At 71.0% G+C, this 20,065-nt stretch carries 39 protein-coding genes and 1 pseudogene; 1 reads left to right on the forward strand and 39 read right to left on the reverse strand.

Annotated elements, in window-relative coordinates; all coding sequences use genetic code 11:
* Positions 1-29: 29 nt before the first annotated feature.
* The 39 genes and pseudogenes from ACIP64_RS19715 to ACIP64_RS19905 form a co-directional block, all read right to left on the reverse strand.
* Positions 30-944 carry a hypothetical protein gene (locus ACIP64_RS19715; protein WP_401588183.1) on the reverse strand — a complete coding sequence of 305 codons (915 nt, stop codon included), beginning with the start codon at positions 942-944 and terminating at the stop codon, positions 30-32.
* Between the two features lie 173 nt (positions 945-1,117).
* The gene (locus ACIP64_RS19720; RefSeq protein WP_401588186.1) at positions 1,118-1,627 is read right to left on the reverse strand and encodes a hypothetical protein; all 510 of its coding nucleotides are present in this window, start codon (positions 1,625-1,627) and stop codon (positions 1,118-1,120) included.
* A gap of 90 nt (positions 1,628-1,717) precedes the next feature.
* Positions 1,718-2,263, reverse strand: a complete 546-nt coding sequence (locus ACIP64_RS19725; protein WP_401588189.1) for a hypothetical protein — start codon at positions 2,261-2,263, stop codon at positions 1,718-1,720.
* A gap of 106 nt (positions 2,264-2,369) precedes the next feature.
* A complete protein-coding gene (locus ACIP64_RS19730; RefSeq protein ID WP_401588192.1) occupies positions 2,370-2,540 on the reverse strand; it encodes a hypothetical protein in 171 nt (56 codons plus the stop codon).
* Complete coding sequence (locus ACIP64_RS19735; protein WP_401588195.1) at positions 2,537-2,986, reverse strand: hypothetical protein; 450 nt, start codon at positions 2,984-2,986, stop codon at positions 2,537-2,539. Before ACIP64_RS19735 ends, ACIP64_RS19730 begins: the two co-directional genes overlap by 4 nt.
* On the reverse strand, positions 2,983-3,135 hold the full coding sequence (locus ACIP64_RS19740; RefSeq protein WP_401588197.1) for a hypothetical protein: 153 nt from the start codon (positions 3,133-3,135) through the stop codon (positions 2,983-2,985). The genes ACIP64_RS19735 and ACIP64_RS19740 overlap by 4 nt, the downstream gene beginning before the upstream one ends.
* Positions 3,128-3,475, reverse strand: a complete 348-nt coding sequence (locus ACIP64_RS19745; protein ID WP_401588200.1) for a hypothetical protein — start codon at positions 3,473-3,475, stop codon at positions 3,128-3,130. Before ACIP64_RS19745 ends, ACIP64_RS19740 begins: the two co-directional genes overlap by 8 nt.
* Before the next feature lie 56 nt (positions 3,476-3,531).
* Positions 3,532-3,981: a hypothetical protein gene (locus ACIP64_RS19750; protein WP_401588203.1), complete on the reverse strand. Its 450-nt coding sequence runs from the start codon at positions 3,979-3,981 to the stop codon at positions 3,532-3,534.
* A gap of 18 nt (positions 3,982-3,999) precedes the next feature.
* Entirely contained in the window at positions 4,000-4,176 is a 177-nt protein-coding gene (locus ACIP64_RS19755) for a hypothetical protein (RefSeq protein ID WP_401588205.1), read from the reverse strand.
* The gene (locus ACIP64_RS19760) at positions 4,173-4,337 is read right to left on the reverse strand and encodes a helix-turn-helix domain-containing protein (RefSeq protein ID WP_401588208.1); all 165 of its coding nucleotides are present in this window, start codon (positions 4,335-4,337) and stop codon (positions 4,173-4,175) included. The genes ACIP64_RS19755 and ACIP64_RS19760 overlap by 4 nt, the downstream gene beginning before the upstream one ends.
* Positions 4,334-4,747: a hypothetical protein gene (locus ACIP64_RS19765; RefSeq protein WP_401588211.1), complete on the reverse strand. Its 414-nt coding sequence runs from the start codon at positions 4,745-4,747 to the stop codon at positions 4,334-4,336. The genes ACIP64_RS19760 and ACIP64_RS19765 overlap by 4 nt, the downstream gene beginning before the upstream one ends.
* Positions 4,744-5,148, reverse strand: coding sequence for a hypothetical protein (locus ACIP64_RS19770; RefSeq protein WP_401588214.1), 405 nt, complete (start codon positions 5,146-5,148; stop codon positions 4,744-4,746). The genes ACIP64_RS19765 and ACIP64_RS19770 overlap by 4 nt, the downstream gene beginning before the upstream one ends.
* 71 nt (positions 5,149-5,219) lie before the next feature.
* On the reverse strand, positions 5,220-5,411 hold the full coding sequence (locus ACIP64_RS19775; protein ID WP_401588216.1) for a hypothetical protein: 192 nt from the start codon (positions 5,409-5,411) through the stop codon (positions 5,220-5,222).
* Positions 5,408-5,611 (reverse strand): hypothetical protein, encoded by a 204-nt coding sequence (locus tag ACIP64_RS19780; RefSeq protein ID WP_401588219.1) that lies wholly within the window; start codon positions 5,609-5,611, stop codon positions 5,408-5,410. Before ACIP64_RS19780 ends, ACIP64_RS19775 begins: the two co-directional genes overlap by 4 nt.
* 59 nt (positions 5,612-5,670) lie before the next feature.
* Positions 5,671-6,405, reverse strand: a complete 735-nt coding sequence (locus tag ACIP64_RS19785; protein WP_401588222.1) for a DNA-methyltransferase — start codon at positions 6,403-6,405, stop codon at positions 5,671-5,673.
* A 330-nt stretch (positions 6,406-6,735) separates the two neighbouring features.
* On the reverse strand, positions 6,736-9,384 hold the full coding sequence (locus ACIP64_RS19790) for a hypothetical protein (protein WP_401588225.1): 2,649 nt from the start codon (positions 9,382-9,384) through the stop codon (positions 6,736-6,738).
* Positions 9,381-9,668, reverse strand: coding sequence for a hypothetical protein (locus ACIP64_RS19795; RefSeq protein WP_401588228.1), 288 nt, complete (start codon positions 9,666-9,668; stop codon positions 9,381-9,383). The genes ACIP64_RS19790 and ACIP64_RS19795 overlap by 4 nt, the downstream gene beginning before the upstream one ends.
* Before the next feature lie 19 nt (positions 9,669-9,687).
* Positions 9,688-9,984 carry a hypothetical protein gene (locus ACIP64_RS19800; protein ID WP_401588230.1) on the reverse strand — a complete coding sequence of 99 codons (297 nt, stop codon included), beginning with the start codon at positions 9,982-9,984 and terminating at the stop codon, positions 9,688-9,690.
* A complete protein-coding gene (locus tag ACIP64_RS19805) occupies positions 9,984-10,286 on the reverse strand; it encodes a hypothetical protein (RefSeq protein ID WP_401588233.1) in 303 nt (100 codons plus the stop codon). Before ACIP64_RS19805 ends, ACIP64_RS19800 begins: the two co-directional genes overlap by 1 nt.
* The gene (locus ACIP64_RS19810) at positions 10,283-10,570 is read right to left on the reverse strand and encodes a hypothetical protein (RefSeq protein ID WP_401588236.1); all 288 of its coding nucleotides are present in this window, start codon (positions 10,568-10,570) and stop codon (positions 10,283-10,285) included. The genes ACIP64_RS19805 and ACIP64_RS19810 overlap by 4 nt, the downstream gene beginning before the upstream one ends.
* Positions 10,567-10,821, reverse strand: a pseudogene (locus ACIP64_RS19815) (WhiB family transcriptional regulator); the annotation flags it as partial. The gene ACIP64_RS19810 and the pseudogene ACIP64_RS19815, both read right to left, overlap by 4 nt.
* A 188-nt stretch (positions 10,822-11,009) precedes the next feature.
* Positions 11,010-11,594 carry a hypothetical protein gene (locus ACIP64_RS19820; RefSeq protein WP_401588239.1) on the reverse strand — a complete coding sequence of 195 codons (585 nt, stop codon included), beginning with the start codon at positions 11,592-11,594 and terminating at the stop codon, positions 11,010-11,012.
* Complete coding sequence (locus ACIP64_RS19825) at positions 11,591-11,725, reverse strand: hypothetical protein (protein ID WP_401588242.1); 135 nt, start codon at positions 11,723-11,725, stop codon at positions 11,591-11,593. Before ACIP64_RS19825 ends, ACIP64_RS19820 begins: the two co-directional genes overlap by 4 nt.
* Positions 11,722-12,063, reverse strand: coding sequence for a hypothetical protein (locus tag ACIP64_RS19830; protein WP_401588245.1), 342 nt, complete (start codon positions 12,061-12,063; stop codon positions 11,722-11,724). Before ACIP64_RS19830 ends, ACIP64_RS19825 begins: the two co-directional genes overlap by 4 nt.
* Entirely contained in the window at positions 12,060-12,881 is an 822-nt protein-coding gene (locus tag ACIP64_RS19835; protein WP_401588248.1) for an exonuclease domain-containing protein, read from the reverse strand. Before ACIP64_RS19835 ends, ACIP64_RS19830 begins: the two co-directional genes overlap by 4 nt.
* Entirely contained in the window at positions 12,878-13,972 is a 1,095-nt protein-coding gene (locus tag ACIP64_RS19840; protein ID WP_401588250.1) for a hypothetical protein, read from the reverse strand. Before ACIP64_RS19840 ends, ACIP64_RS19835 begins: the two co-directional genes overlap by 4 nt.
* Positions 13,972-14,886 carry a hypothetical protein gene (locus ACIP64_RS19845; protein WP_401588253.1) on the reverse strand — a complete coding sequence of 305 codons (915 nt, stop codon included), beginning with the start codon at positions 14,884-14,886 and terminating at the stop codon, positions 13,972-13,974. Before ACIP64_RS19845 ends, ACIP64_RS19840 begins: the two co-directional genes overlap by 1 nt.
* A complete protein-coding gene (locus ACIP64_RS19850) occupies positions 14,883-15,107 on the reverse strand; it encodes a hypothetical protein (protein ID WP_401588256.1) in 225 nt (74 codons plus the stop codon). Before ACIP64_RS19850 ends, ACIP64_RS19845 begins: the two co-directional genes overlap by 4 nt.
* Positions 15,100-15,537 carry a hypothetical protein gene (locus tag ACIP64_RS19855; RefSeq protein WP_401588259.1) on the reverse strand — a complete coding sequence of 146 codons (438 nt, stop codon included), beginning with the start codon at positions 15,535-15,537 and terminating at the stop codon, positions 15,100-15,102. Before ACIP64_RS19855 ends, ACIP64_RS19850 begins: the two co-directional genes overlap by 8 nt.
* Positions 15,534-15,890 (reverse strand): hypothetical protein, encoded by a 357-nt coding sequence (locus tag ACIP64_RS19860; protein ID WP_401588262.1) that lies wholly within the window; start codon positions 15,888-15,890, stop codon positions 15,534-15,536. The genes ACIP64_RS19855 and ACIP64_RS19860 overlap by 4 nt, the downstream gene beginning before the upstream one ends.
* Positions 15,887-16,153 carry a hypothetical protein gene (locus ACIP64_RS19865; protein WP_401588264.1) on the reverse strand — a complete coding sequence of 89 codons (267 nt, stop codon included), beginning with the start codon at positions 16,151-16,153 and terminating at the stop codon, positions 15,887-15,889. Before ACIP64_RS19865 ends, ACIP64_RS19860 begins: the two co-directional genes overlap by 4 nt.
* Positions 16,150-16,356 (reverse strand): hypothetical protein, encoded by a 207-nt coding sequence (locus ACIP64_RS19870; protein ID WP_401588267.1) that lies wholly within the window; start codon positions 16,354-16,356, stop codon positions 16,150-16,152. Before ACIP64_RS19870 ends, ACIP64_RS19865 begins: the two co-directional genes overlap by 4 nt.
* Positions 16,353-16,931, reverse strand: a complete 579-nt coding sequence (locus ACIP64_RS19875; protein WP_401588269.1) for a hypothetical protein — start codon at positions 16,929-16,931, stop codon at positions 16,353-16,355. Before ACIP64_RS19875 ends, ACIP64_RS19870 begins: the two co-directional genes overlap by 4 nt.
* Positions 16,928-17,167: a hypothetical protein gene (locus ACIP64_RS19880; protein WP_401588272.1), complete on the reverse strand. Its 240-nt coding sequence runs from the start codon at positions 17,165-17,167 to the stop codon at positions 16,928-16,930. Before ACIP64_RS19880 ends, ACIP64_RS19875 begins: the two co-directional genes overlap by 4 nt.
* Entirely contained in the window at positions 17,164-17,532 is a 369-nt protein-coding gene (locus ACIP64_RS19885) for a hypothetical protein (RefSeq protein ID WP_401588275.1), read from the reverse strand. Before ACIP64_RS19885 ends, ACIP64_RS19880 begins: the two co-directional genes overlap by 4 nt.
* Entirely contained in the window at positions 17,529-17,864 is a 336-nt protein-coding gene (locus ACIP64_RS19890; RefSeq protein ID WP_401588276.1) for a hypothetical protein, read from the reverse strand. Before ACIP64_RS19890 ends, ACIP64_RS19885 begins: the two co-directional genes overlap by 4 nt.
* Positions 17,861-18,649 (reverse strand): phage antirepressor, encoded by a 789-nt coding sequence (locus ACIP64_RS19895; protein WP_401588278.1) that lies wholly within the window; start codon positions 18,647-18,649, stop codon positions 17,861-17,863. Before ACIP64_RS19895 ends, ACIP64_RS19890 begins: the two co-directional genes overlap by 4 nt.
* A 93-nt stretch (positions 18,650-18,742) precedes the next feature.
* Positions 18,743-19,015: a hypothetical protein gene (locus ACIP64_RS19900; protein ID WP_401588280.1), complete on the reverse strand. Its 273-nt coding sequence runs from the start codon at positions 19,013-19,015 to the stop codon at positions 18,743-18,745.
* A 6-nt stretch (positions 19,016-19,021) separates the two neighbouring features.
* Positions 19,022-19,300 (reverse strand): XRE family transcriptional regulator, encoded by a 279-nt coding sequence (locus ACIP64_RS19905; protein WP_401588281.1) that lies wholly within the window; start codon positions 19,298-19,300, stop codon positions 19,022-19,024.
* A 265-nt stretch (positions 19,301-19,565) separates the two neighbouring features.
* On the opposite strand from ACIP64_RS19905, the gene ACIP64_RS19910 reads away from it, so the two are divergent.
* On the forward strand, positions 19,566-19,922 hold the full coding sequence (locus ACIP64_RS19910) for a helix-turn-helix domain-containing protein (protein WP_401588283.1): 357 nt from the start codon (positions 19,566-19,568) through the stop codon (positions 19,920-19,922).
* Positions 19,923-20,065: the final 143 nt, after the last annotated feature.

Consider the following 20,065-nt stretch of genomic DNA (forward strand, 5'->3'; position numbering starts at 1 on the left):
GAAGACTTCAGGCGCGCCCCGGTCGCGTCTCAGGCGGTCTCGTGGAGGCGCTTGGACTCCAGCCACAGGTCCTTGAGGATTTCCTTCATGACGAGGCGCATGGCGCGGGCGTGCTGGTGTCCTGCGGACAAGGGCGTCCCAACCGCTGCGGGCTTCCCAGACGGGCCGCAGCGGCGGCAGGCGGTCTGATGTAGCGCGTCGGCGTACTTGGCCCGGCCAGCGTCGTACACGGCGCGGTACGGGGAGCGGGCCTGCTTGATGCAGGACTCGGCGACGAGGTACGCGCGGGTCTTGGCTGTGGTGGACCAGTTGGCGCGTTGGCCTCGTGCGCGGGTGGGGGCGACCCCAGCGGGCTTTGCGTGGGAGCCGATCCGGCTATGGCCGGGGTCGCCCTGCTTGATCACCCCGGCGCTCGACAAGTGGGAGTCGAGTCCACCATGGCCGGGGTGAGTCTGGCCCCCGCCGCCGAACGTCCTCAGGGGTCCGTCGTGAACATGGGCGGCGGGGAGAACGTGGAGGCCGCAGTACGCCCACAACTCCGAGACGAGTCGCGGCCTGTCATGCAGCGTATTCCAGTACGGGTCACCGATCGCAGCGATCAGCCGAGCGCCCTGCTTCTCCCCCACGCCTACGGTCGCCTTCACCCACGGCCCAAGTGGGTGCTTCCGCACAGCGCGCTGAAGGTTGAGGGTCGAAGCGTGCTCCATCTTGCCGAGCGCGTCCACGATGTCCGCGAGGGCGGCGACCTGGGGCTGATCGAGGGTGAGGCCGAAGCCGCGTTCCTCGCCGTCGCTGTCGGGCTCGTCGCGGGTGAGCTGGCGGAGGCGGTTCTCGTTGGCGATGCGGGTCCGCTCGATGTCGTCGAGGGCGTCGGCGAGGAGCGCGAGGAGCGGGGCGTTGCTGTCGGTCCAGGGGGTGGACGCCAGCACCAGCGCGGGTACCAAGGGGTCCGCACGGGCTGTGGCCGGTGCTGGCGTGTCCTGCTCCCCGACAGCGCTGGCAGTGTGGGTCGCGGACCTACTTTGGCCGCCGGGGAAATCTGCGGTACCAGCAGCGGTACAGGTATGGGGATCGCAAGACCGGTGGCCGCTGGTGCCTGCCTGAAAGTCTAGAGCCATCACGCAGCCTCACTCTCGAACTTCGCCCGCAGCGTCTCCGCAGGCAGATCCCGGACCCTGCCCACGCCCGCCGTGCGCAGCGCCTCCGCCAACTCCTGGTACTCCTCGGCCTTCGCCGCGTTCCGCACCGCCAGCTCCCGCCGCTCGGCCGCAGCGAACATCAGCTCATCGAAACCGCAGTCACCCAGCAGCCTCCAGTCCGACGCCGCCGGGCCGATGTGGATGCGCTCACGCAGCCGCTGCGCCCACATCGCGCGGATGCCTGACACCTTCGCTGACCGCGCCGGGGCCGCACGTCCGCCCGGGGTCTCAGCCATGGGCGCAGTGGTCAGGTTGCGGGACTGGCGGATCTGCTCCCGCACCACGTCCGGCAGGCACTGGGCGAGCGCGGTGCCGTAGTCGTCGGGCGGGATGCGGCCGTAGACCTCGGCGGCGAGGTCGCGGGGGTCGGCCATGGTGCTGGCGGCGAGGACGTCGCGGACGATCTGCCGCAGGTTGAAGTCGCTCACGGTCTCCGGTCCTTTTCCGTAGGGTTGGAGCGTTGCGGTGTTGTGGGGCGCGCCTGGCCTGGGGAGGTTGTGGGCGCGCCCTTCGTCATGTCAGCGACCGTCGCCGCTCCTCCGGACGTACTCGCGGACGAACTCGGTGAACCTGTCGCCGTCGCCCTGGATGTTCAGCACGATCCGCGCGCCGGGCGCCGGCACCGTGCACGCCCGGTCGTAGGTCTCCTGGCGGATCCGCTCGTACTTCTCGTCGGTCGTGTGGCCGTCCCACTGGGCGCGCCGGTCGCCGACAGTGACGTGCTCGACGTGGACGAACAGGTCGGCATCGCGGGGGCTGATGTGCCAGGACGCCTGGTGTCCGCCGATCTTGAGGTGGGCGATCTGCCAGCCGGCGTCCTCGACGTCGGGCGCGGGTGCGATGACGGCGCCTTCGGTCATGGCTGCGAGGAGGGCGACGAGGTGGGCGCGTTCGCGGTACGCGCCGTCGCGCTCCGCCTCTGCCTGCTCGGCACGCTGCTGCTGCTCCCGGATGGTGGCGGCCCTGCCATGAATGGCACTGATGGCGGTCTCGGGGAGTTGGCCGGGTGCGATGCTCAGGGCCTCGTACACGGCGTCGCGGAATGTCTCGGCCTGCTCGGTCATCGGTCTTGGTCCTTCCGGTTGCGGGTGGTCTTGGTCGAGGCCCAGAGGCCGGTGCAGATGATCGCGGTGATGCACACGGCGATCACGGCGGCGAGGTCGGTGCCGGTCACGAGCGGGGCTCCTGTCGGTACACGGGGACGGTGGCGAGGTCCGGGCGGAGGATCGCGAGTGCCAGCTCAAGCGGTGACGGCGGCTCGGGTGGCATGTCCCAGGCGAAGTCCGCGACGCCGGGGACCGCTTGCCACTCGCCGTCGAGGAGGACGTGCAGGCCGCTCACGAGCTGGGCTCGTTCGCGGTGTTGGCGATCGCGCCGTGCAGCTCGACAAGCCGGGCGTCCCACCAGCGGGCGATCGACGTGCCAATCGGAGGCGGCCCGGCCTTCGTCCACCGCTCGTACAGGTCGATGACCCGGGTGACGTCTTCCTCGGCGGAGCGGTGGAGCGCGGAGAGGACACGGGAGGTCGTCTCGGCTTCGGTCGCGGCCGGAGCGTCGTCGATGAGGCGCGGGTCGTTGTCGGCCAGCAGCCACAGCGGGGCGAAGCTGCCCGGCTCGTGGTCGGCCGGACGCTCGTCGAGGGCGTAGAAGGCTCCGCTCTGGCCGTGCCAGCCGATCTGCCGCCAGCGCTGGACGGTCGTGTCGGTGAAGGTGCGCATCGCGTCGCCGCAAGGCTCGGAGGCGCGGCGGTAGGGGCGGGTGTTGGGCGGCGGGGGGAGGCTGCTCACGGTCGGGGCTCCTGGTTCGGTGTCGGGTGGGGTGTGACGCGCGCGGTGTACGCGTCGTGGCCGGCGAGCCATGCGGTGAGGGCGAGCGCGCCGAGGGCGAAGGCGAGGGTGAGGGCGGCTGCGGTGGCTGCGCGGGCGGCTCTACACATCGGCGGGCTCCTGGGGCTCCTGGGGCTCGGGGAGGCCGTCGAGTGCGCGGATGGTGGCGCAGGGCCAGGGAGCGCGGTCCTCGCACTCGACGCAGTGCGCGCAGTAGGCCGGGCTGCCGGATGCGGGCTGTACACGGGCGTGGAGCTGCCGGACGCGGTCGATCGCCCCGGGCTTGCTGTTGAGCGTCGCCAGGGCTGACAGTGCGGCCTGGATCTGGTCGCGGAGTTCGCAGCCGGCGCAGGCGTAGTTGGCGGCGAGGTTGTCGTGGCGGCCGACGCTGCCGTGGAGGGCGGAGAGGTAGTGCTCGGTGCGCTTGAGGAGGTCGATGGGGTTGGTCACGTGGTGCTCCGGGGCTTGGGGCCCGGCCGCGCGCGGTGGCGGCCGGGCCAGGCGGGTCAGGGCTTCTGGACGGTCGGGTCGATGTAGTGCGCGAGCTCCCGGCCGTACCGCGCGAGGTCCTGCTCCCCCTCGGTCTGGCGCAGGTCGGCGTCCTTGCGCAGCAGCTCGGCCAGCTGATGGGCGTAGGCGTCGAGGGCGCGGTCCATCTCGGACTCGGTGGCGTCCGTGGACCGCATGGCGTGCAGCTGCGCACGCGGGTCGTCGGCGAGGAGGACGCGGCAGCAGCGGCGGTCGGAGAGATGGACGTCGCTGTCTGCGAATGCCTGGACGATGGCGGGGTCGTCGAGGAAGTCCTCCAGGCACTCGTCTTCGGTGTCCCAGTCGCCGTCCTGGAGTTCCTTGATGAGGTCGCCGAGGACCTTGCGCTTGACCTCGGGGGTGGCACCGGTGTCGATGAGGGCTTGGGCGACGGGTTCGAAGATGCGGTTGGCGCTGTTCCAGCCCATGGCGGGTGGTCCTTCCGTTCAGTCGATGAGTGCGGCGGCCGCGATCACGGCCGTAATGGCGAGGGCGACGACCAGCCACGGCAGGAGGGCGCGCCAGTGGTCGCGGATCAGGCAGGCCGCGACAACGAGGAGCGCGCCGGCGGTGGGTGCGCCCGCGCAGACGGCGCCGGTGAGGACGGCGTGGCCCTGGGTCACAGCTCGCCTCGCTGTCTGCGGGCGGCGCGCCACCAGCGGTAGATCGTGGCGCGCGCTACGCCGAGGCGGAGTGCGACGGATGCGGGTTTGCGTCCGGCGTCGAGGAGGGTGAGGGCTTGGGTGCGGCGGGACGGGTTCGGGTCGGGCGCGGGATGGCTCATCGCGGGTCTCCTGCGGGCCGTGTGGCGTGCGTGGCGGCTTCGGTGGGGCTCAGGGCGTCCGGGGCGCTGCCGGGCGCTCCAGCGGGCTCCTGGCGGCCGTCGAGTGCGGTGATCGTGGGACAGGGCCAGGGAGCGTCAGCGCAAGTGGCCCTGTCCGGATCGCACCCGAAGCACCACTGGCCCTCCTTGCAGCGGGCGTTGCCGCACGGCGCGGGCTGGTGCAGCTCCCGCACCCGGGCGACCCGCGCCCGCTCGGTGTGCAACGCGGCCTGCAGCCCGCCCGCGCTGCGCCGCGCCGCGTCCAACGCGGTCAGCGCGTCCCGCAGGATCACCGCCTCACCGGCCAGCAGCACGCCGCGCTCGGCCCGGTTGACGAGGGCGAGCAGCTGCTTGAGCGTGGGCCCGGTCACTGGGCGTCCCCGCAGGTCCGTGCCTCAACGTCAAACCCGGCAACAGGGGCGGCGTTGCGGTTGAGGATGGCGTCGGCGGCGGCTCGGGCGAGGTCGGCGTATTCGCCGCCGGACAAGCCGACGGTCTCGCCGCGCTGGAGCATGGCCAGCGCGTTGGGGCCGAGGCGGACGGGCACCGTTCGTAGCGCGAGCTCGATGAGGTCGGCGAGCTGTTGCAGCGTGTACGAGTCGAAGCCGATCGAGTTGTGGCCGTCGTAGTCGACGAAGACGTGCGACATGCTCACGGTCGGCTCGGGCCGGGCGGACTCGGGGGCGTGCTCGCACTCGCCCCAGACGAGGGTGTGGACGCGGGGCTTTCGGCAGGCTCGGGCGCAGCCGTCGAAGTCGGCGGGCGTGGTCATGATTCGCTCCTTGGTGGATGCTGGGCGGGCGTCGCCCCCGCGATACGAGCGCGGGGGCGACGTGCAGGGGGTCATCGCTGGCCGGCTTGCCAGCAGGCAGGGCAGATGTCGCGGTGGTCGGCAGTGCGGTGCCAGCCCTGGCGGCGGGCGTCGGCTCGGGTCTCAGTGGCGGTGCAGGACAACCCCCGCGGGTAGAACTCGGCCAGGCAGAGGTCGCCCCCGTCCGACTCGACGTCGCAGGCGATCACCGCGTAGGCGCTCATCGCCGGCCCTCCGCCCAGTCGTCGATGACGGAGTCGGTGATGTGGCTGGTGTCCTCGGCCTCGTCGGCTCGGGGGGTGCCGGTGATCTCGTGAAACCGGTCGTCAAGGCGCTGTGCGAGGCGGACCCGGGTCTCCGGGGAGAGCTGATCGACGAGGCGCATCATGCGGGCGTGGTCGGCGGTGGCGGGGCGGTCGTTCACGGTCGGGTCTCCTTGGTGGGGTGTGCGGGGCGCGGCCATCACACGGCCGGGACGGCGGGTCATATGGCGAGGGTCAGGTTCGACAGGCGGCGGGCGGCGGCTTCGGCGTAGGGCTCATGGCGCTCGATGCCGATGGCGCGGCGTCCGGCCTGGCGGGCAGCGTCGAGGGTGCTGCCGGAACCGGCGAACGGGTCCAGGACAAGGCCGCCTTCGGGGCAGGCGTACCGAATCAGCGGGTCCAAGATCCCGAGCGGCTTCTCCGTCGGGTGGAACCCGCCACGGACGGACGGGGCTTCGAGGACGGACCGCATGAGGCGGGTGCCGTCGTCGGCGTACAGATGTGCACCAATCGCCCCGGTGTGGGGGGTGCGCGATGCCCTGGCGCGAGCGTGTTTGTCCGGGCCGGTGTAGGCGAGCCGCGGGGTGTCGTGGTGCACGCTGGACCAGTCGCCGCGGTACCAGTGCGTGGCGATCTCGTGGACGCGCTTGAAGCGGTCGGTAGCGAAGCCGGTCCCGTTGGCCTTCTGCCAGATCACGTCCTGGCTGAGCTTCCAGGCCGCGAACTCGGGCGCCCGGTCGAGGAACATGCGCATCGATCCGAAGCACCACATGCTGCTGGCGACCGAAGCGGCGAGGTCGGGCCAGCCGTCCGGCCACCGGTCCCAAGCCAGGCTGGTCTCGGCGTAGGGCGGGTCGGCCAGCACCAGATCGGCCTGCAGGCCGAGCGCGGGCAGCACCTCCCGCATGTCGCCCAAGTACAGGGCGACCTGGTCGTCGGCGTAGTACGGGGTCATCGGGTGGCCTTTCTGGGGCTGGTGGTGGTCGGGTAGGCGGTGGGCCTGTGCGCGCGGCCGGCGGGAACCGGTTCTGGTTCCGAGCCGTGGGGCGTTGGCTCGGCTTGGGGTTGGTTATTTGCGTCGGCAAGGAGGTGGACAGGTGGACAAGGTGGACACGTGTCCACCCCCCCGTGTCTCGCGCGTCGCGTGAAAGAGAAGATGTCCGTTTTCTTATAGTTGTTACGTATATTTTTGAGGCCGATTTCCTCGCGACAGGGGGTGGTGGACGGATGTCCACCTGTCCACCTCGGGGGAAAAGGTGGACGTGGACGGGAACTTGTCCACCTTCTATTCGCCCGTTTTGACACAGATCCGGTCCCCCTCCTCGTAGACCCAGCCCTTGGTGACCGCGAGCGCCACAGCCCGCTCAGCCACCCCGCGATCCCGCGACGCGAGCGCCTTCTTCAGCGCCCCGAACGTGACCCCGCCGACGGTGGAGGCGTGCCGGCGAACGAGGTGGGCGACGCGTTCGACGGTGAGGTCGGCGTCGGTCTTCGCGGCGTGGGACCGAAGCTCGGCGTGGATCTTGGCGTCCTCGGTGCGCTGCTTCTCTGCGGCGGCTTCGCGCTGGGCGCGCAGGACGAGGGCGTCGCGGACGGCGCAGGACGAGGCCCACGCGGTTTCGGCGAGGGACCAGTCTTCTTCGGTGACGAAGTGCCGGCCGCCGTCGAGGAGCGCGAACAGGGCGGCGAGCTTGACCTTCATCAGGCCGGCGTGTCCGTCGAGTTCGGGGACTTCGATTTCGCCGCGGCCGCGGGCGACGCGGTCTTGCCACAGCATCTTGCGGATGCGGTCGGGGAAGACGATGTCGACGGGCCCGTCGGGGCGCAGGCGGCCGGGGTGGTTGTCGATGGGGCCGGGCCAGGCGGGGGGGACGTCGGGGATGGTGGGGTCGTCGGCCCAGCCCCAGTAGAAGCGTTGGGGGGTGCCGGTGTGGGCGTCGGCGAGGAGGACGGTGGCGATGGACGGCTGGAATCCGGCGAGGAGGCCGAGGCTGTAGGAGCCGGGGGCGATGTAGCGGGTGCGTTCTTCGGAGGCGTTGGTCTGGCCGAGGGCTTCGCCGATGGCGGCGCGGCGGAGGGTTTCGCCGAGGATGCTGCCGGAGCGTTCGGCGAGTTTGGCGAGGGTTTGGCCTTCGTCGACGTAGAAGAACGCGTTGTGGCGGACTTGTTTGCGGACGCGGGCCATGACGGGGTCGCCCTTGTAGGGGCCTTTTTGGTGGAGTTCGCCGGTGGGTTCTTCGACGGTGCCCATGAAGGCTTCGGCGACGCCTTCGCCGGTGCCGATGGGTAGGCCGTCGCGGAAGTCGTCGTCTGCGGGCATGAGGTCGCGGTTGACGCCGGCGCTGATGGACTTGCCGGCGCCGGAGGTGCCGACCATGGCGGCGAAGATGTTGAGGCTGGCGCGGCCGCCGATGCCTGTGACGGCTCGGACGTGGTGGCTGATCATGCCGGAGAGGCGGGCGAGGGTGGAGTAGAGGACGAGGTCGCCGGAGCAGCCTTGGGAGTGGGCGGCTTGGCGGATGTGTTGGAAGACGGGCCGGCTTGCCCAGAACGTTTCGGGGAGGAGGCCGGGCCGGTGGGTGGGGGGCGCGGATGCGTCTGGCGCGTCGTCGGGGTCGGGTTGGTCGTGGGGTTCGTCGGTGGGCCACCAGATGTCCTCGGGGGGTGCCTGCGGGGCCGCGGTGGGGGTGCTGCTCTGGGTGTTGGCGGCGATGGCCTGGAGGACCGCAGTGGGCAGGGCGCGGGCTGCGCCGCGGGCTTGGTGGCCGTGGGCGGCGCGGATGGCGTCGCGGGCGGCTTCGCTTTCGTCGCCGGCGTAGTGGAGGTGGGCCCACAGGGTGGGCACGGTGAGCTTCTTGCCCATGGCCTGCTGGCCGACGGGCAGCCCGGAGCGCTCGGACCAGTTGACGGCGACGTGGTCGTCGCAGACGAGGCTGTACTCGGAGTCGGCTGTGCCTTCGGTGCCGGCGGGGCGCAGCCACTTGTGGCGGCCGTCGGCGGCGGTGCCGCGGTAGGTCCAGCCTGCGGGCTGGAGGATGTCGGGGAAGGCGAGGTGGGCGGCGAGGATGTCGAAGACGCCGGTTCCCGTGGTCCGCTGGCCGTTGGCCGGCTTGCGGGCGGCCGTCGGGGTGGGGGTGGTGGTGCGGCCGAGGCGGGTGTCTTGGCGGGCGCGTTTGGCCTGTGCGGCTTTCTCCAGGAGGCGTTGGGCGTCGGGTTCCAGGCGGGTGACGGCGTCGCGCATCACGGCCAGGTCGATGGGCTGGCCGGTGCCGGGGAAGCTGCCGGTGGGGCGGTCGCCGTGCTTGCGGTTGACGGTGCCGGGGATCCGCATGAGCCGGTCGAGGTTGCCGACGCCGACGTCCCAGGTGCAGCCGTGGTTGTAGGCGGCGGCGCCGAGGATGGCCTGGATGCCGGTGGTGAGGTGTTCGGTGCTGGTCCGGTCGTCGTCGCCGGTGATGATGTGGGGCTGGTTGAGCTGCCAGACGGGGTTGCAGCCGCCGCCGGAGTAGACCCAGCCGGACGGCTGGGGGAGGCCGGTGGAGGCGACGATGCTTTGGACGTGGTCGGCGTCGATCGGGTGGGGCATGTCGTCGAGGCCGGGCTTGTGGCCGATGTCGCCGTAGTCGCCGTCGGCCCACAGGAAGGTGACGGCGTGGGCGAGGTCTTTTCCGCCGCGGCCCTTGGCGGGGTGTTCGCGCAGTGTGGTGACCTGGGCGTAGATCCCTTTGGGCTGGCGGGTGTCGAGCTGCATGACGTAGTCGGTGGCGGCGGTGATGCCGTGTTCGTCGGTGGGGAAGCGTCGGCCGGCCCAGCGGTCGGCGTCGGAGCAGATGCTGAGCAGTCCGGGGATGTCCTGGTAGTGGTAGGCCAGGGAGGCGTGGACGAGGTGCTCGTCTGCGGTGAGGTTGTGGAGCGTCTCGGGCTCGGTGATCACTGGCCACGCTCCTTGGTCTGGGTCCGCATGGCGGTGGCGATCTCTTCGGTGAGTTGCGCGATGGCGGTGGCCCACAGGCGGCCGGTCGCGTGGACGGCGCGGGGTGAGGGCTGTTCTTCGAGGTGGCCGCGGATGGCGCCGAGGGTGAGTTCCCAGCGGGCGCGTTCGGCGTTGGCCTGGGCCCGGGTGAGCATCTGCTGCTCGTCCTCGCCGACGGCGTGGAGCTGGGTGCGCGGGACGGGCCATTGGCCCGGCCGGCGGTCGGGCCCGGGGTTCGCGTTCATCCGGGTGACTCCTCGATGGTCAGAAGAGAGTGGTGGGTTCGGCGGGCGGGCACTGGTGGCATGCGACGTGCGGGTGGGGGCAGTCGGGCGGGTGCCAGGAGTGGATCCAGCGGAGCCGGGGCGGGCCGTGGCTGTTGTCGATGAGGCACCAGGTGAGCCGGTTGGGGTCCTTGCGGACTTCGGTTTCCTCGTCGCGGCTGATCCCGGTGGGGTCGGCGTTGACGGTCAGCCCGTCGACGAGCTGGCGGAGGACGGCGCGCGAGCAGCCGCGGCACTTGCCTTGCCGGACGGCCGGGCTGCTCGCGCGCCGGTGCATCAGGCGCTCTGCTTGTTCTCGAAGAGGGTTCCGCGGCTGGTGCGGCGCTCGTACATGGAGCGCTGCTGAGAGCGGAGCTTCTCGTCGGTGAACTCGTCGGCGGCGACCTCGATGCCGGTGACGCGGATCTTCACGGCCTGGGGCTTGTCGCCTTCGATGCCGGGTTCGGTGCGCTCGACGTGGCCGAACTCGACGATGGCCATCCAGTGGCCGGCGCGGTCCTTGAACATGTCGTCGGCGTGAGGCGAGAGGGCTTCGGCGACGGCTTCGAGGACTTTGCTGTCGAACTTGATATCGGTCATGGCGTGCCTTTCGGGGTGGTGACCGCGGCCTGGGCGGCGCGGTAGGCGGTTGGGCTGGAGCGGCGTTTGCCGCTGGCGATGGCGCGGTTGTCGATGGCGGCGGCGACTGCGTCGGGGGTCGGTGTGGTGAAGTGGGCGGCGGGCCAGCCGGGTCCGGGTTGTGGTCGGGGCTTGCCTGCGAGGGCCCAGGGGGCGTGGGTGTCGCAGCGCCAGCCGCAGGGGTAGAAGTGGGTTTCGCCTGCGTGTTCGCCGAGGAGGTTGCAGGTCCCGGCGTGGCCGGTCATGACGCGACCTGGGTGCGGTTGCGGGCGGCGCGGCGCTTCATGGTGCGGCGTTCGTCCTCGGACAGTCCGCCCCAGATGCCGGCGTCCTGGCCGGTCTGGAAGGCCCAGGCGAGGCACTGCTCCATGACGGGGCAGCGCAGTCGGCAGACGTCCTTGGCTTCTTCGATCTGGATGAGCCAGTGACCGGTGTTGCCGTCGGGGAAGAACAGGTCGGCTTCTTCCTGGCGGCAGGCGGCCTGGTGGCGCCAGTCGGTGGCGGCGTTGGTTGTGGGTGCCTTGAACTGGGTGTGGGCGCGGCCCCGGGCGGTGCCGGGCTTGACGGGACCGCCCGCCTGGGGGTCGCCGTGTTCCTGCCACCGGCGGTAGTGGGTGCCGCACCAGCCGCGGGCTTTGGCGTTGCGTTCGCAGCCGTCGATGGAGCAGATGCGGATGGCCGTCTTCATCGGGCCACCGCCGTCATGTCGGGCCAGTCGCACCCGTTGAGGGCGAGGCGGTTGCGGGGCGGCACCACGGCGAGCGGGTGGCCGAGCCAGTCCAGGCCGGCGGCGGCCAGGGCGTAGGCGTCGGCCCGGTCGTACTTGGCGACGCCTTCGAGTTCGATGCCGTACCGCTCGGAGATGGCTTCGCGGACTTCGGGCTTGGAGGCGCGGCCGCTTCCGGCGGCGTACATGGCCCGGTTGGACGGCGGGACGATGGCGTAGGGGATGTGGTGCTTCCAGCACCAGTGGCGGGCCATGACGCGGAGCCCGGCGAGGTCTTCGTGGCGGTGCTTGACTCCGGCGCCGAAGGAGGGGCCTTCGATGACGACGAGGTCGGCGTTGCGGATGAAGTCGCCGATCTTGGTGATGAGGTAGTCGAGGCGGAAGTGGCCCTTCATGGTGGGCTTGATGTGGTCGGTCCATTCGGCTCCGGCGACGCCGGTGCAGGTGAGCGACAGATCGAGTCCGATGACGAGGGGCCTGGGTCCCACCCCCGCGCGGGTGGTCAGCGCGGGGACGGGGGTCTCGATGGGCAGGGCGGTCACGGGTTGCCTCCGGTGGTGCGGGCGTGGCGGCCGCCGCGGGGTAGCCACAGGTAGCGGAAGGTGACGGTGGCGACGGCGAGGCTGAGGGTGATCACCAGGGCGCCAAGGCCGATCGGGAAGTTGGGGATCACGTGCGGCCCCCCGCCTTGGCCCGGTCCCGCTCGCGGCGCTCCGTCTCGCGCAGGCCGGCGGCGTCGAGGTCGCCTCCCTTACCAGGCTTCGCGTGTACACCCACCGCGTCGTCGAGCTGCTTGCCGAGCCGGGTGACTGCGGCGTCCTTCGCGCGGGCTTCGCGCTCCAGGCGGACGATGCGGGCCGCCATCTCGGCCTCGCGGCGAACGGACAGTCGCTGGCTTCGGTGAGCAGCTGCAAGTTCTTCCCCCTGCAGCGCGACCTTGGCGACCAAGCGCTCCTTGTCCCGGCGGAGTTCGACGTTCTCGCGCTTCTCGCGGCGTCCGAAGAGGCTCATGCCGGCACCTCCTCGGCGACCGGGCGCAGCGGCCACGTGCCGTCGACGACGGCCTGCGGATCCCGCTTGCCCTGCGGCGCCTTGGTCCGCAACCAGTCCTGGAAGCTGGCGGCGTCCCGGGCGGCCCACTGCATCTGCATCTGGTGCAGGTCCTGGACCGTGACGCCGGCCATCGAGTCGAACCGCTGGGTGCGCAACTGCCGGACCCACACGGGCCGGTCGGCGGGGGCGCGGTGGGCGATGGCGCCGATCTTGCAGGCGACGCGGGCGGCCATCATGGCGTCGTACTCGGCGCCGTGGGCGTTGCCTTCGTCCCACGGGAGGCCGTAGGTCTCGGCGGAGGTGCGGAGCTGGTACGGGCCCTGCGTCTCGGAGACGCGGCGCCGGTACGGGCAGGCGTGGCGGTCGAGGACCATCGTGTCGATGACGTTCATCTGCGCGGCCGGGATGGCGTCGAACAGGCCACCGCCCAGGTACCGGTGGGCCTCGCGGTCGAGCAGGGTGAGGTCGTACACGATGTTGTGGCCGACGAGGGTGACGCCGCCTGCGACGGCGGTGCCGATGGCGGTGAGGATCTGCTCGACGACCTCGGCGGCGGGCCGCCCCTCGGCGCGGGCCTGCTCGGTGGTGATGCCGTGGACGGCGGTGGCGCCTTCGGGGATCTCGATGCCGGGGTCGGCCATCCACGAGCGTTGCTCGGCGGGCTGGTCGCCGCCGAGGAGGATGGCGGCCGCGGTGACGATGCGGTCGGTGTCGGTGTCGACGCCGGTGGTCTCGGTGTCGAAGGCCAGGAGTCGGCCGGTGTGCCAGGGGTTCACGCCTGGCCTCCCTTCAGGCTGGTGAGGAAGTCGCGCAGCTGCTCGGCGGTGGCGGTGGAGGGGTGGAGGCCGTCGTGCTCCTTGGCGAAGGCGTTCTCGACCTGCTCGGTGGTCATCCCGCGGGTGCCGGCGGCGGCGATGATCTGGAACCAGATCTCGTGCAGCGCGCCGTCGTCGACGACCTCGGCGGGGTAGGCGCCGTCGGCATCGGGGACCACGGGCGGGGGCGGCGCCGCGGCGGCGGGCTTGGCCATGCCGATGGCCTTGATCTGCTCCTGGTAGCTGACGGGGGCGCCTGCGTTCTTCGCCTCCTGGAAGAGGGCGAGGACGTCCTCCTGCGTCTTGGCGTTGCGTGCCTCGGCGAGGTAGTCGCGCGGCGGCCCGGCGGTGATGGCGGTCCGCTCCGGCCCGGACGCCACGGCCGGGGCGCTGGTGGTCTGTCCGGCGATCAGCGCGGCCGGGGTGATGTCGACGTCGAGCGTCGGGACCATGAAGCGCGTCGGGCCGTCGTCGGTGACGGCCGACATCTCCTCCATGCCGAGCCAGCCCTCGACGTGCCCCTGCGCGCGGGCCAGCAGCTCGGCGGCCGCGGGCAGCGTGGTGCCGGCGTAGTAGCCCTTGGAGATCAGCAGCCACTGCCCCATGGCGGGCAAGTCCTTGAGCATGACGTTGACCCGGGTCGTGATCTTGCAGTCGCGGTTCTCCGGGTTGCACACGCACGGCCGGTCGGACTTCTGCTCGGTGACGCCATCACAACGGCGCTGGCACTTCGATCCGGCGTACAGCTCGTACCACTGGGACACGGCGTCACGCGGCGGGATGAGGACCGGGAGCCGGTCGACGGTGGAGTACACCTCGAACTCCGAGGGGCCCCCGTTAGCCGGGGTCCAGGGCTTGACCTCGCCGCCGTACAGCTCAGCGACCGCAGTGAGGATCACGCGACTCGGCGACGTGAAGCGGAACTTGTTGAGCTTGGCCGGGCGGAGGATCTTCTTGCCGGTCTTCTGGGAGACGCGGCCGGTGTCGACGGCGTGGCCGATGCGGATCTCGCCGAGCTGACGGAGGCGCATCTGGAGGTCGAGGATGGGCATCAGGCGGCCCTCTCTTCGGTGATGGCGGGAAGGGTGAGGGCCTCACCCACAACGGACTTGGACAGCTCGCGCTGGAACTCGGCGACCGCCTGGACGTGGCGGAAGACCTCGTAGACGTCGTCGCCGCACTTCAGCGGCATCGGCCGGTAGCCCTCCGGCCGCAGGTGCAGGACGATCCCGATGTCGTGGACCTTGGGCATGGGGATCTGGGTGCCGTCCCGCAGCCACGCCACCTCGGCCCGGCGGTAGGCGGACATCTGCGCGCCGGCCTCGGGGTAGACGCCCTTCTCGTCGAGCTCGCCGCCGGTCTTGGTGTCGCCGATGAACAGCGTCCGCGGCGGCACCTCGAGCAGCTGGGCGATGAGGCGGGAGCGGAAGAGGTAGTCGAGTTTCCCGGCCCAGCCGTCGGCGAAGTTCCCGACGGTCATCTCCGACGCTTCGAACTCGATCTCCCAGTCGGTGACGAAGCGAAGGAAGTGCTCGATGAACGGGGCGATCTCCTCGTCGGAGAGGAAGCTGGCGGGGATCGGCTGGCCGAGGACGTGGGCTTCGATGACGTCATGGACGGCGCCGCCGACCTCGGCTCGCTCGTCCTTCTTGCGAATGTGGCCCTTGCGGAGCCAGTCGTAGGCGGCTTCCTTGTCGGCGGGGCGGAGCGAGGCGTGGACGAGCTTGGGGAGGGTGGCGAAGGCGTCCTGTGCGGTGAGGTTCGCGGCCCAGAACACGAGCTGCGGCTTGGGGAATCCCTGGCTGAGGATGGTCGTGACGCGGCGGAGCTTGATGTCGGTGCCGGGGACGGCGTACCAGCCCTGCGAAGGCTGGGGGATGCGGTCGGGTCCGGTCGGGGCGGCCTTGGTGGTGCGGCGCCGACCGGGGGCCGGGGCGGTGGCCCCGGCCTCGGTCGTGGTGCTCACAGGTCGCCTCCGGGAAGGACGTAGGTGCGGTTGCCGTCGGCGGCCGCGGGGGTCAGGACGCCGGCGCGGACGCGCGCGCGGAGGTCTTTGCGGGCGGTGTTGCGGTGGCCGCTGAATCCGTTGGCGGCGTTGGTGGCCATGGCGCGGGTCGCGGTCCAGGGGCCGGTCTCGCGCTGTATGGCCGCGGCGAGGACGGTGCGGCGGGTGGGCTGCTCAGGCATCGGCGGCCTCGCCCTCGGGCGCGTGGTGCACGGTCCAGGTGCGGTCGGGGTGGCGGACGATCCAGTCGCCGAACTTGGCGACCTGCCGGGTCTCGCCCTGCCCGATACGGAGGCCGGTGACGACGAGCTTGTCGTCGACGTACTCGAAGTAGCCCTTGGCGAACAGGCCGTCCGCGTCGGTGGCGTCGTCGACGATGTTGAGGTTCCGGCGGGTCAGGTTCCAGGTGCGGCAGCCTGCGGCCTCAAGGGCGACGATCGGGGCGCAGAACGAGCACTCGCCACGGACGTCGGTGAGGTTGCCGTCCTTGTCGACGTCGCGGTTGTCGACGTCGCCGAGGAGCTGGCCGCAGCCGTTGCAGGCCCGCTTCATGCGGATCGTGGTGGAGCCGTCGGCGTTCACGCGGTCCGGCGTGAAGGTGCGGGCGCTCATGACGCCCTCCGGATCTGCCCCGGGACCGGCTTCGGGAACGCGGCCTGGTGGAGCGCCGCAACGAGCTGTCGCAGGCTCGACCCGTAGACCTTCACCTCGGTGCTGGCGCCGCGCATGAGCTCCGCGACGAGGCGCTCCAGCGGGAGCCGCTCCGGCGCGTGTCCGGGTGTGGGCGCGGTCTCGGCGACGGCCTGGAGCTCGTCGTAGAGGTCGCGGTCGTCGGTGAGCCGGTCGACCGCGTAGGCGAGGGTCGCGTGGACGATCGCGGCGACGTCGAGTTCGACGCCTCCGGGGATCGCGGTCACGTCGATCGGGTGGGGTCCGTCGATGCGGACGCGGCCGTCGTGGTTCACGAGGACGCACCGCCCTTCGCGGCCTCGGCGTTGTCCGCGGTCGGGGCCTCGACGGGGAACACCGCGTCCAGGTAGGCCCGGATCTCGCGGGCGTCGCGCTCGTCGAGCTCGGCACTCAGGACCGGCTCGCCGGAGCCGTTGAACTTCGGGCCGGCGAGCCGGTAGCCGTGGCCGCGGCCGTCCTCGTCGCGCTCGTTGATGCTGAGCTGAAGGCCGTTGGTCCAGCCGTCGCGGCTGATGTCGATGGTGACCTTCTTGGTCATCGGAAGCTCCAGGGAAGTCGGTGCCGACCCGTCGGCATGGGCTGGGGGGAGGTCAGGTCACGGCGGGCCTCGGCCCCGGGGTCCGTGGTGCGGGGCGTGGCCGGGCGCCCGTTTGCGATCCAGATCAGGTGCGGGATGGCGAAGGCGGCGAGCACGGCGAGGTAGAGGCCGACGGCGCGGGCGAGCCAGACGATGTCGCTCACCGGGACTCACCGCCCTCGGGCTGCTCAGGGCGCGGGGCCGGGCCGTCGATGATGGCGAGGATGGAGGCGCCGAGGTCCCAGGCGGTCTCGCCGTCACGGACCAACTCGACCTGCGACAGCCGCTCCTCGATCTCGCGGTGCCGCAGCTCGGTCGCCTCGGCGAACGTCCGCAGCCTGGCCAGCTCGGCACGGGTCCGGTCCAACTCGCCCAGCAGGAACGGGATGTCCTCGCGGGCGTGCGCGATGAACTCGGCGTCCGGGTGGTCGATGCCGTCGATGTCCGCGCGGTACGGCGGCTCCGACTTGTCCACCCAGTCGAGCCGGTGCACCTCGTAGGTGACGAGCTCCTCGGCTTTGTGCATCATGCGGTCGATCGCGAAGCGGGGCTGGGCGCCCTGCATGCCCCAGCGGTCGAAGTCCATGACGGTCATGCCGCCGCCGTGCGGGGACTGGAGCCGCATGTGGCGGGCCTCGGTGTTGCCACGCCAGCGCCACGGGCCGGGGTAAGCGGCCTCTGTGCGGGTGGTGATCTCCTTGATGCGGGCGGCCCGCTCGTCGGACGTGGTCTCGTTCATCGGGCACCACCCCGCGGCGGCCCGGGGCAGGCGAGCGGCGGCTCGGCCGGGTCCTCCAACTGGTGCCGCTGCGCGAGGAGCTGCGCCTCGCGGAACCCACGCGGGTGGGTGTAGCGCCAGGCCTGCGCGCGGTAGTGCCGCAGGTGCCGGCGGAGCGTCCCGGGCGGGGTCCACTGGCTCGGGGTGACGAGCTGCGCGGCCGCGGTGAGGACCGGGTCGGGAAGGAACTCGGTCATCGCGGGTCACCTCCGGCAACCGCCACCTGCTCGGCGGCGCGACCTTCGGCAGCGCGGATGTTCGTGCGGAGCTGGGCCTCGGCCTCGACCGGCGGCAGTTGCCTGTACGAGCCGCACGGGCAGGTCCGGCCGAAGGCGAAGCACGAGTGCGGGGTCGGGATGGTGTGGGTGAGGTGGGAGTGTCCGCACTCGCAGATGCGCGGGGCGCATGGCGTCTGCAGCTCGGCGACGCGGGCCGTCAGCCGCTCGACCTCGGCGATCAGCTTCCGCAGGTTCGCCGCCCACGTACCGGGCGCCGGGTGCGGGGCGCACTTCACGGACTCGCGGATCTCCGCGAACTCCTCGGGAGTCAGCGGGGCGTTCATGCCGCCACCGCCGAGGACTCCGGAGCCAGTGACGCCCTGCACACCAGCGAGACCGAGAACTCCACGTCCCGCCACACCACGTGCAGCCAGGAAGAGAACCGCGCCTGACCCGACTCGGTGGTGTACCTGGTCTCGGAGGCACTGCCGCCCAGCGCCGCGACATACGCGGCCATCAGCGGGCGAGCGTCCTCCTCCACGGTCAGGTTGCCCATGAGGAAGCCGTCCTCGGATAGAGACCAGCGCATGCGACGGAGGTGCGGGAACTCGGTGATCAGCTGGTTGATGGCCATGACCGGCGCCAGCTGCGGGTTCGTCCTGGTGATCGCCTTCATCGCGCACCGCCCGCGGCCAGAACGCCAGCCCCACCGAGCCGCTTGTGCAGCTCATGCAGGCCCTTCGCCGTCACCCGAACCTGCGGCGCCGTCAGCACCAACTCGCCCGAGTGCGGGTGCTCGTACGACTGCGGCAGCTCCGACAGCCAGCCCCGCTCGATCGCCGCCTGGTACGCGCGCGGCTTGTCGTCGGCCTGTTGCCGGTACGTCCACCGGTACTCGGCGAGCAGCGCGAACAGGCGGGTCCGGCCGATGGAGATGGCCTCGTCACGGCTGAGGATCTTCGCCGCGTCGGCCACCGCGTAGTCACCCTCGCCGGACGCGAGGACCTGCCACGAGCGGGCCACCGGCTCCAGCTCGGCCACGCGGGCCTCCGCGGCGCGCTTCTCCTTGATGAGCTGCACGTTCCGCTCGGCCAGCTCCAGCTCATCCATCGGGGCCGGGGCGTAGCGGCCGGTCTCCCGAATCTCGCGGAGGATCGCTTTCACCCGGGCCTTGATGGCCTTCGCGCCGGGGAGGGTGCTGCGGAAGATCAGCTCCCACATGCCGTCCTCGTAGATGACCTTCATCTGCTGAGGTCCGCCAGGGGTACTCACGATCTGAGTACCCTTCTCGTCCTCGTCCAGGATTCGAAGCGCGTTCGCGGCGTCGCGGTAGCCCATGGTCTTGGCGAAGTCGGAGGCGACCGCGTACGCGCTACCGTCCTCGGTCCGGCCGAAGCGGATACCCGAGCCGGATACGTCGAACACGGCGAGGGTGTTCGGGGGTGGGATGATGGTGCTCAAGGCGACCTTCTTTCGAATCGTTCAGTTGCCGAGTCGTGGGCTCGCCAGGCCGGGAAGTCGGGCGGGCCTTCGGCGTTTCTGCGTGGGGGAAGTTCAGGAAGCGCGGGCGGCGACCATGCGGCCGGCCTTCGCGAGGAGCTCGTCCTCGACGCCCTCGGTCTCGGCGTCGATCCACCGCTGGACCTTGTCCGGGTGGAAGCGGCGGTCGCCGTTCGGGAGCCGTGTCTCGATGGGGCATCCCTGCTTGACCCACCGGTTGACCTGCCAGAGCGAGACGCTGTAGCGGCGAGCCAGTTCGGCGGGCTTCAGGAGCGGGACGAGACCGCCCGGCAGCTGCGGCGGGGTCTTCGCTGCGGGGTTGGCCATCTGGGTCTACCTTTCTACTGTTGATGTGGAGGTGGTGGGCATGGAGAAGAGGGCGTCGAGGGGGCGGTGCAACACCTGGGCTACGAGCTCTCCGGTGTGGCGCTTGCAGCGGTCCTTGGCGGTCTTCCCTTGGCCGGCGAGCTGGCCGACCTTGGCGGCGCTGATGCCCTTGCCTTCGGGGTCGATCTCCTTGGTGGCTGCGGCCACTGCGGGGCCGGAGAGCCCGAGCTCTTCCATGGCGTCGCGGATGGGCTTGCCTGCTTCTCTTCGATGGAGCACTTCCATGCGGAACCTCGCGCCGTTCGGTGGCTGAGCTGCCCCGTTGGGGCGTTGCCATATTTCTACTATTGAAGTTGAGGCGCGTCAAGCGGTCTGTGTCGGCGAGTCGAAGTTTGTGTTTGCGGTAGCGCCCACCCGAATGGGTGTTCTACTGTTTGGGGGCGCGCCCCGGTGGCGCGCCGCGGCGCAGGCGCAACGGGGGACCGCCGAGTTCCCGCCACGCTTCTACTTTTACTTGCGGAAAGTAGAAGGGGCAGGTCATCCTTGCCGTGTGAGCGAACCCGAGCACAATGAGGACTTCGCGCAGCTGATCCAGCGCCTCAAGGACGAGTACGACGTCAACGAGAGCGAGATCGCGCGTCGGCTCGGCGTGTCCCCAGCCACCGTCAACACCTGGACCCAGCGGCAGCGCAAGGCGCCCAGGGCCGCAACGCTGGAAAAGATCTCCGAGGTCTTCCCGAAGTTCACCCGCGACGAGATCTTCGCCGCGGCCGCACGGCGGACGCCGGGCCCGCTCTCCAAAGACGCGACCGAGCGGCTGCTCGCCTACTACGCCCAGCTGACCGAAGAGCAGCAGCGGGCGAAGCTGGTCGAGATGAAGGCCCTTGCGGAGGACAACCGTCTGTAGGGTTCGCGAGTCATAATCTGAATGACTCTCACCGCTTGTGTGCGATCGGTGAACACAGAGCCACGCAAACCCCTCCCGAAACCACTCCGAAGGGTCTAACGTCGGTACGACCCGGTGCTCCCCCACCGGCCCCTACCGTCCCG

This window comes from Streptomyces sp. NPDC088733 (assembly GCF_044751185.1).
In the GTDB taxonomy this organism is placed as follows: Bacteria; Actinomycetota; Actinomycetes; order Streptomycetales; family Streptomycetaceae; genus Actinacidiphila.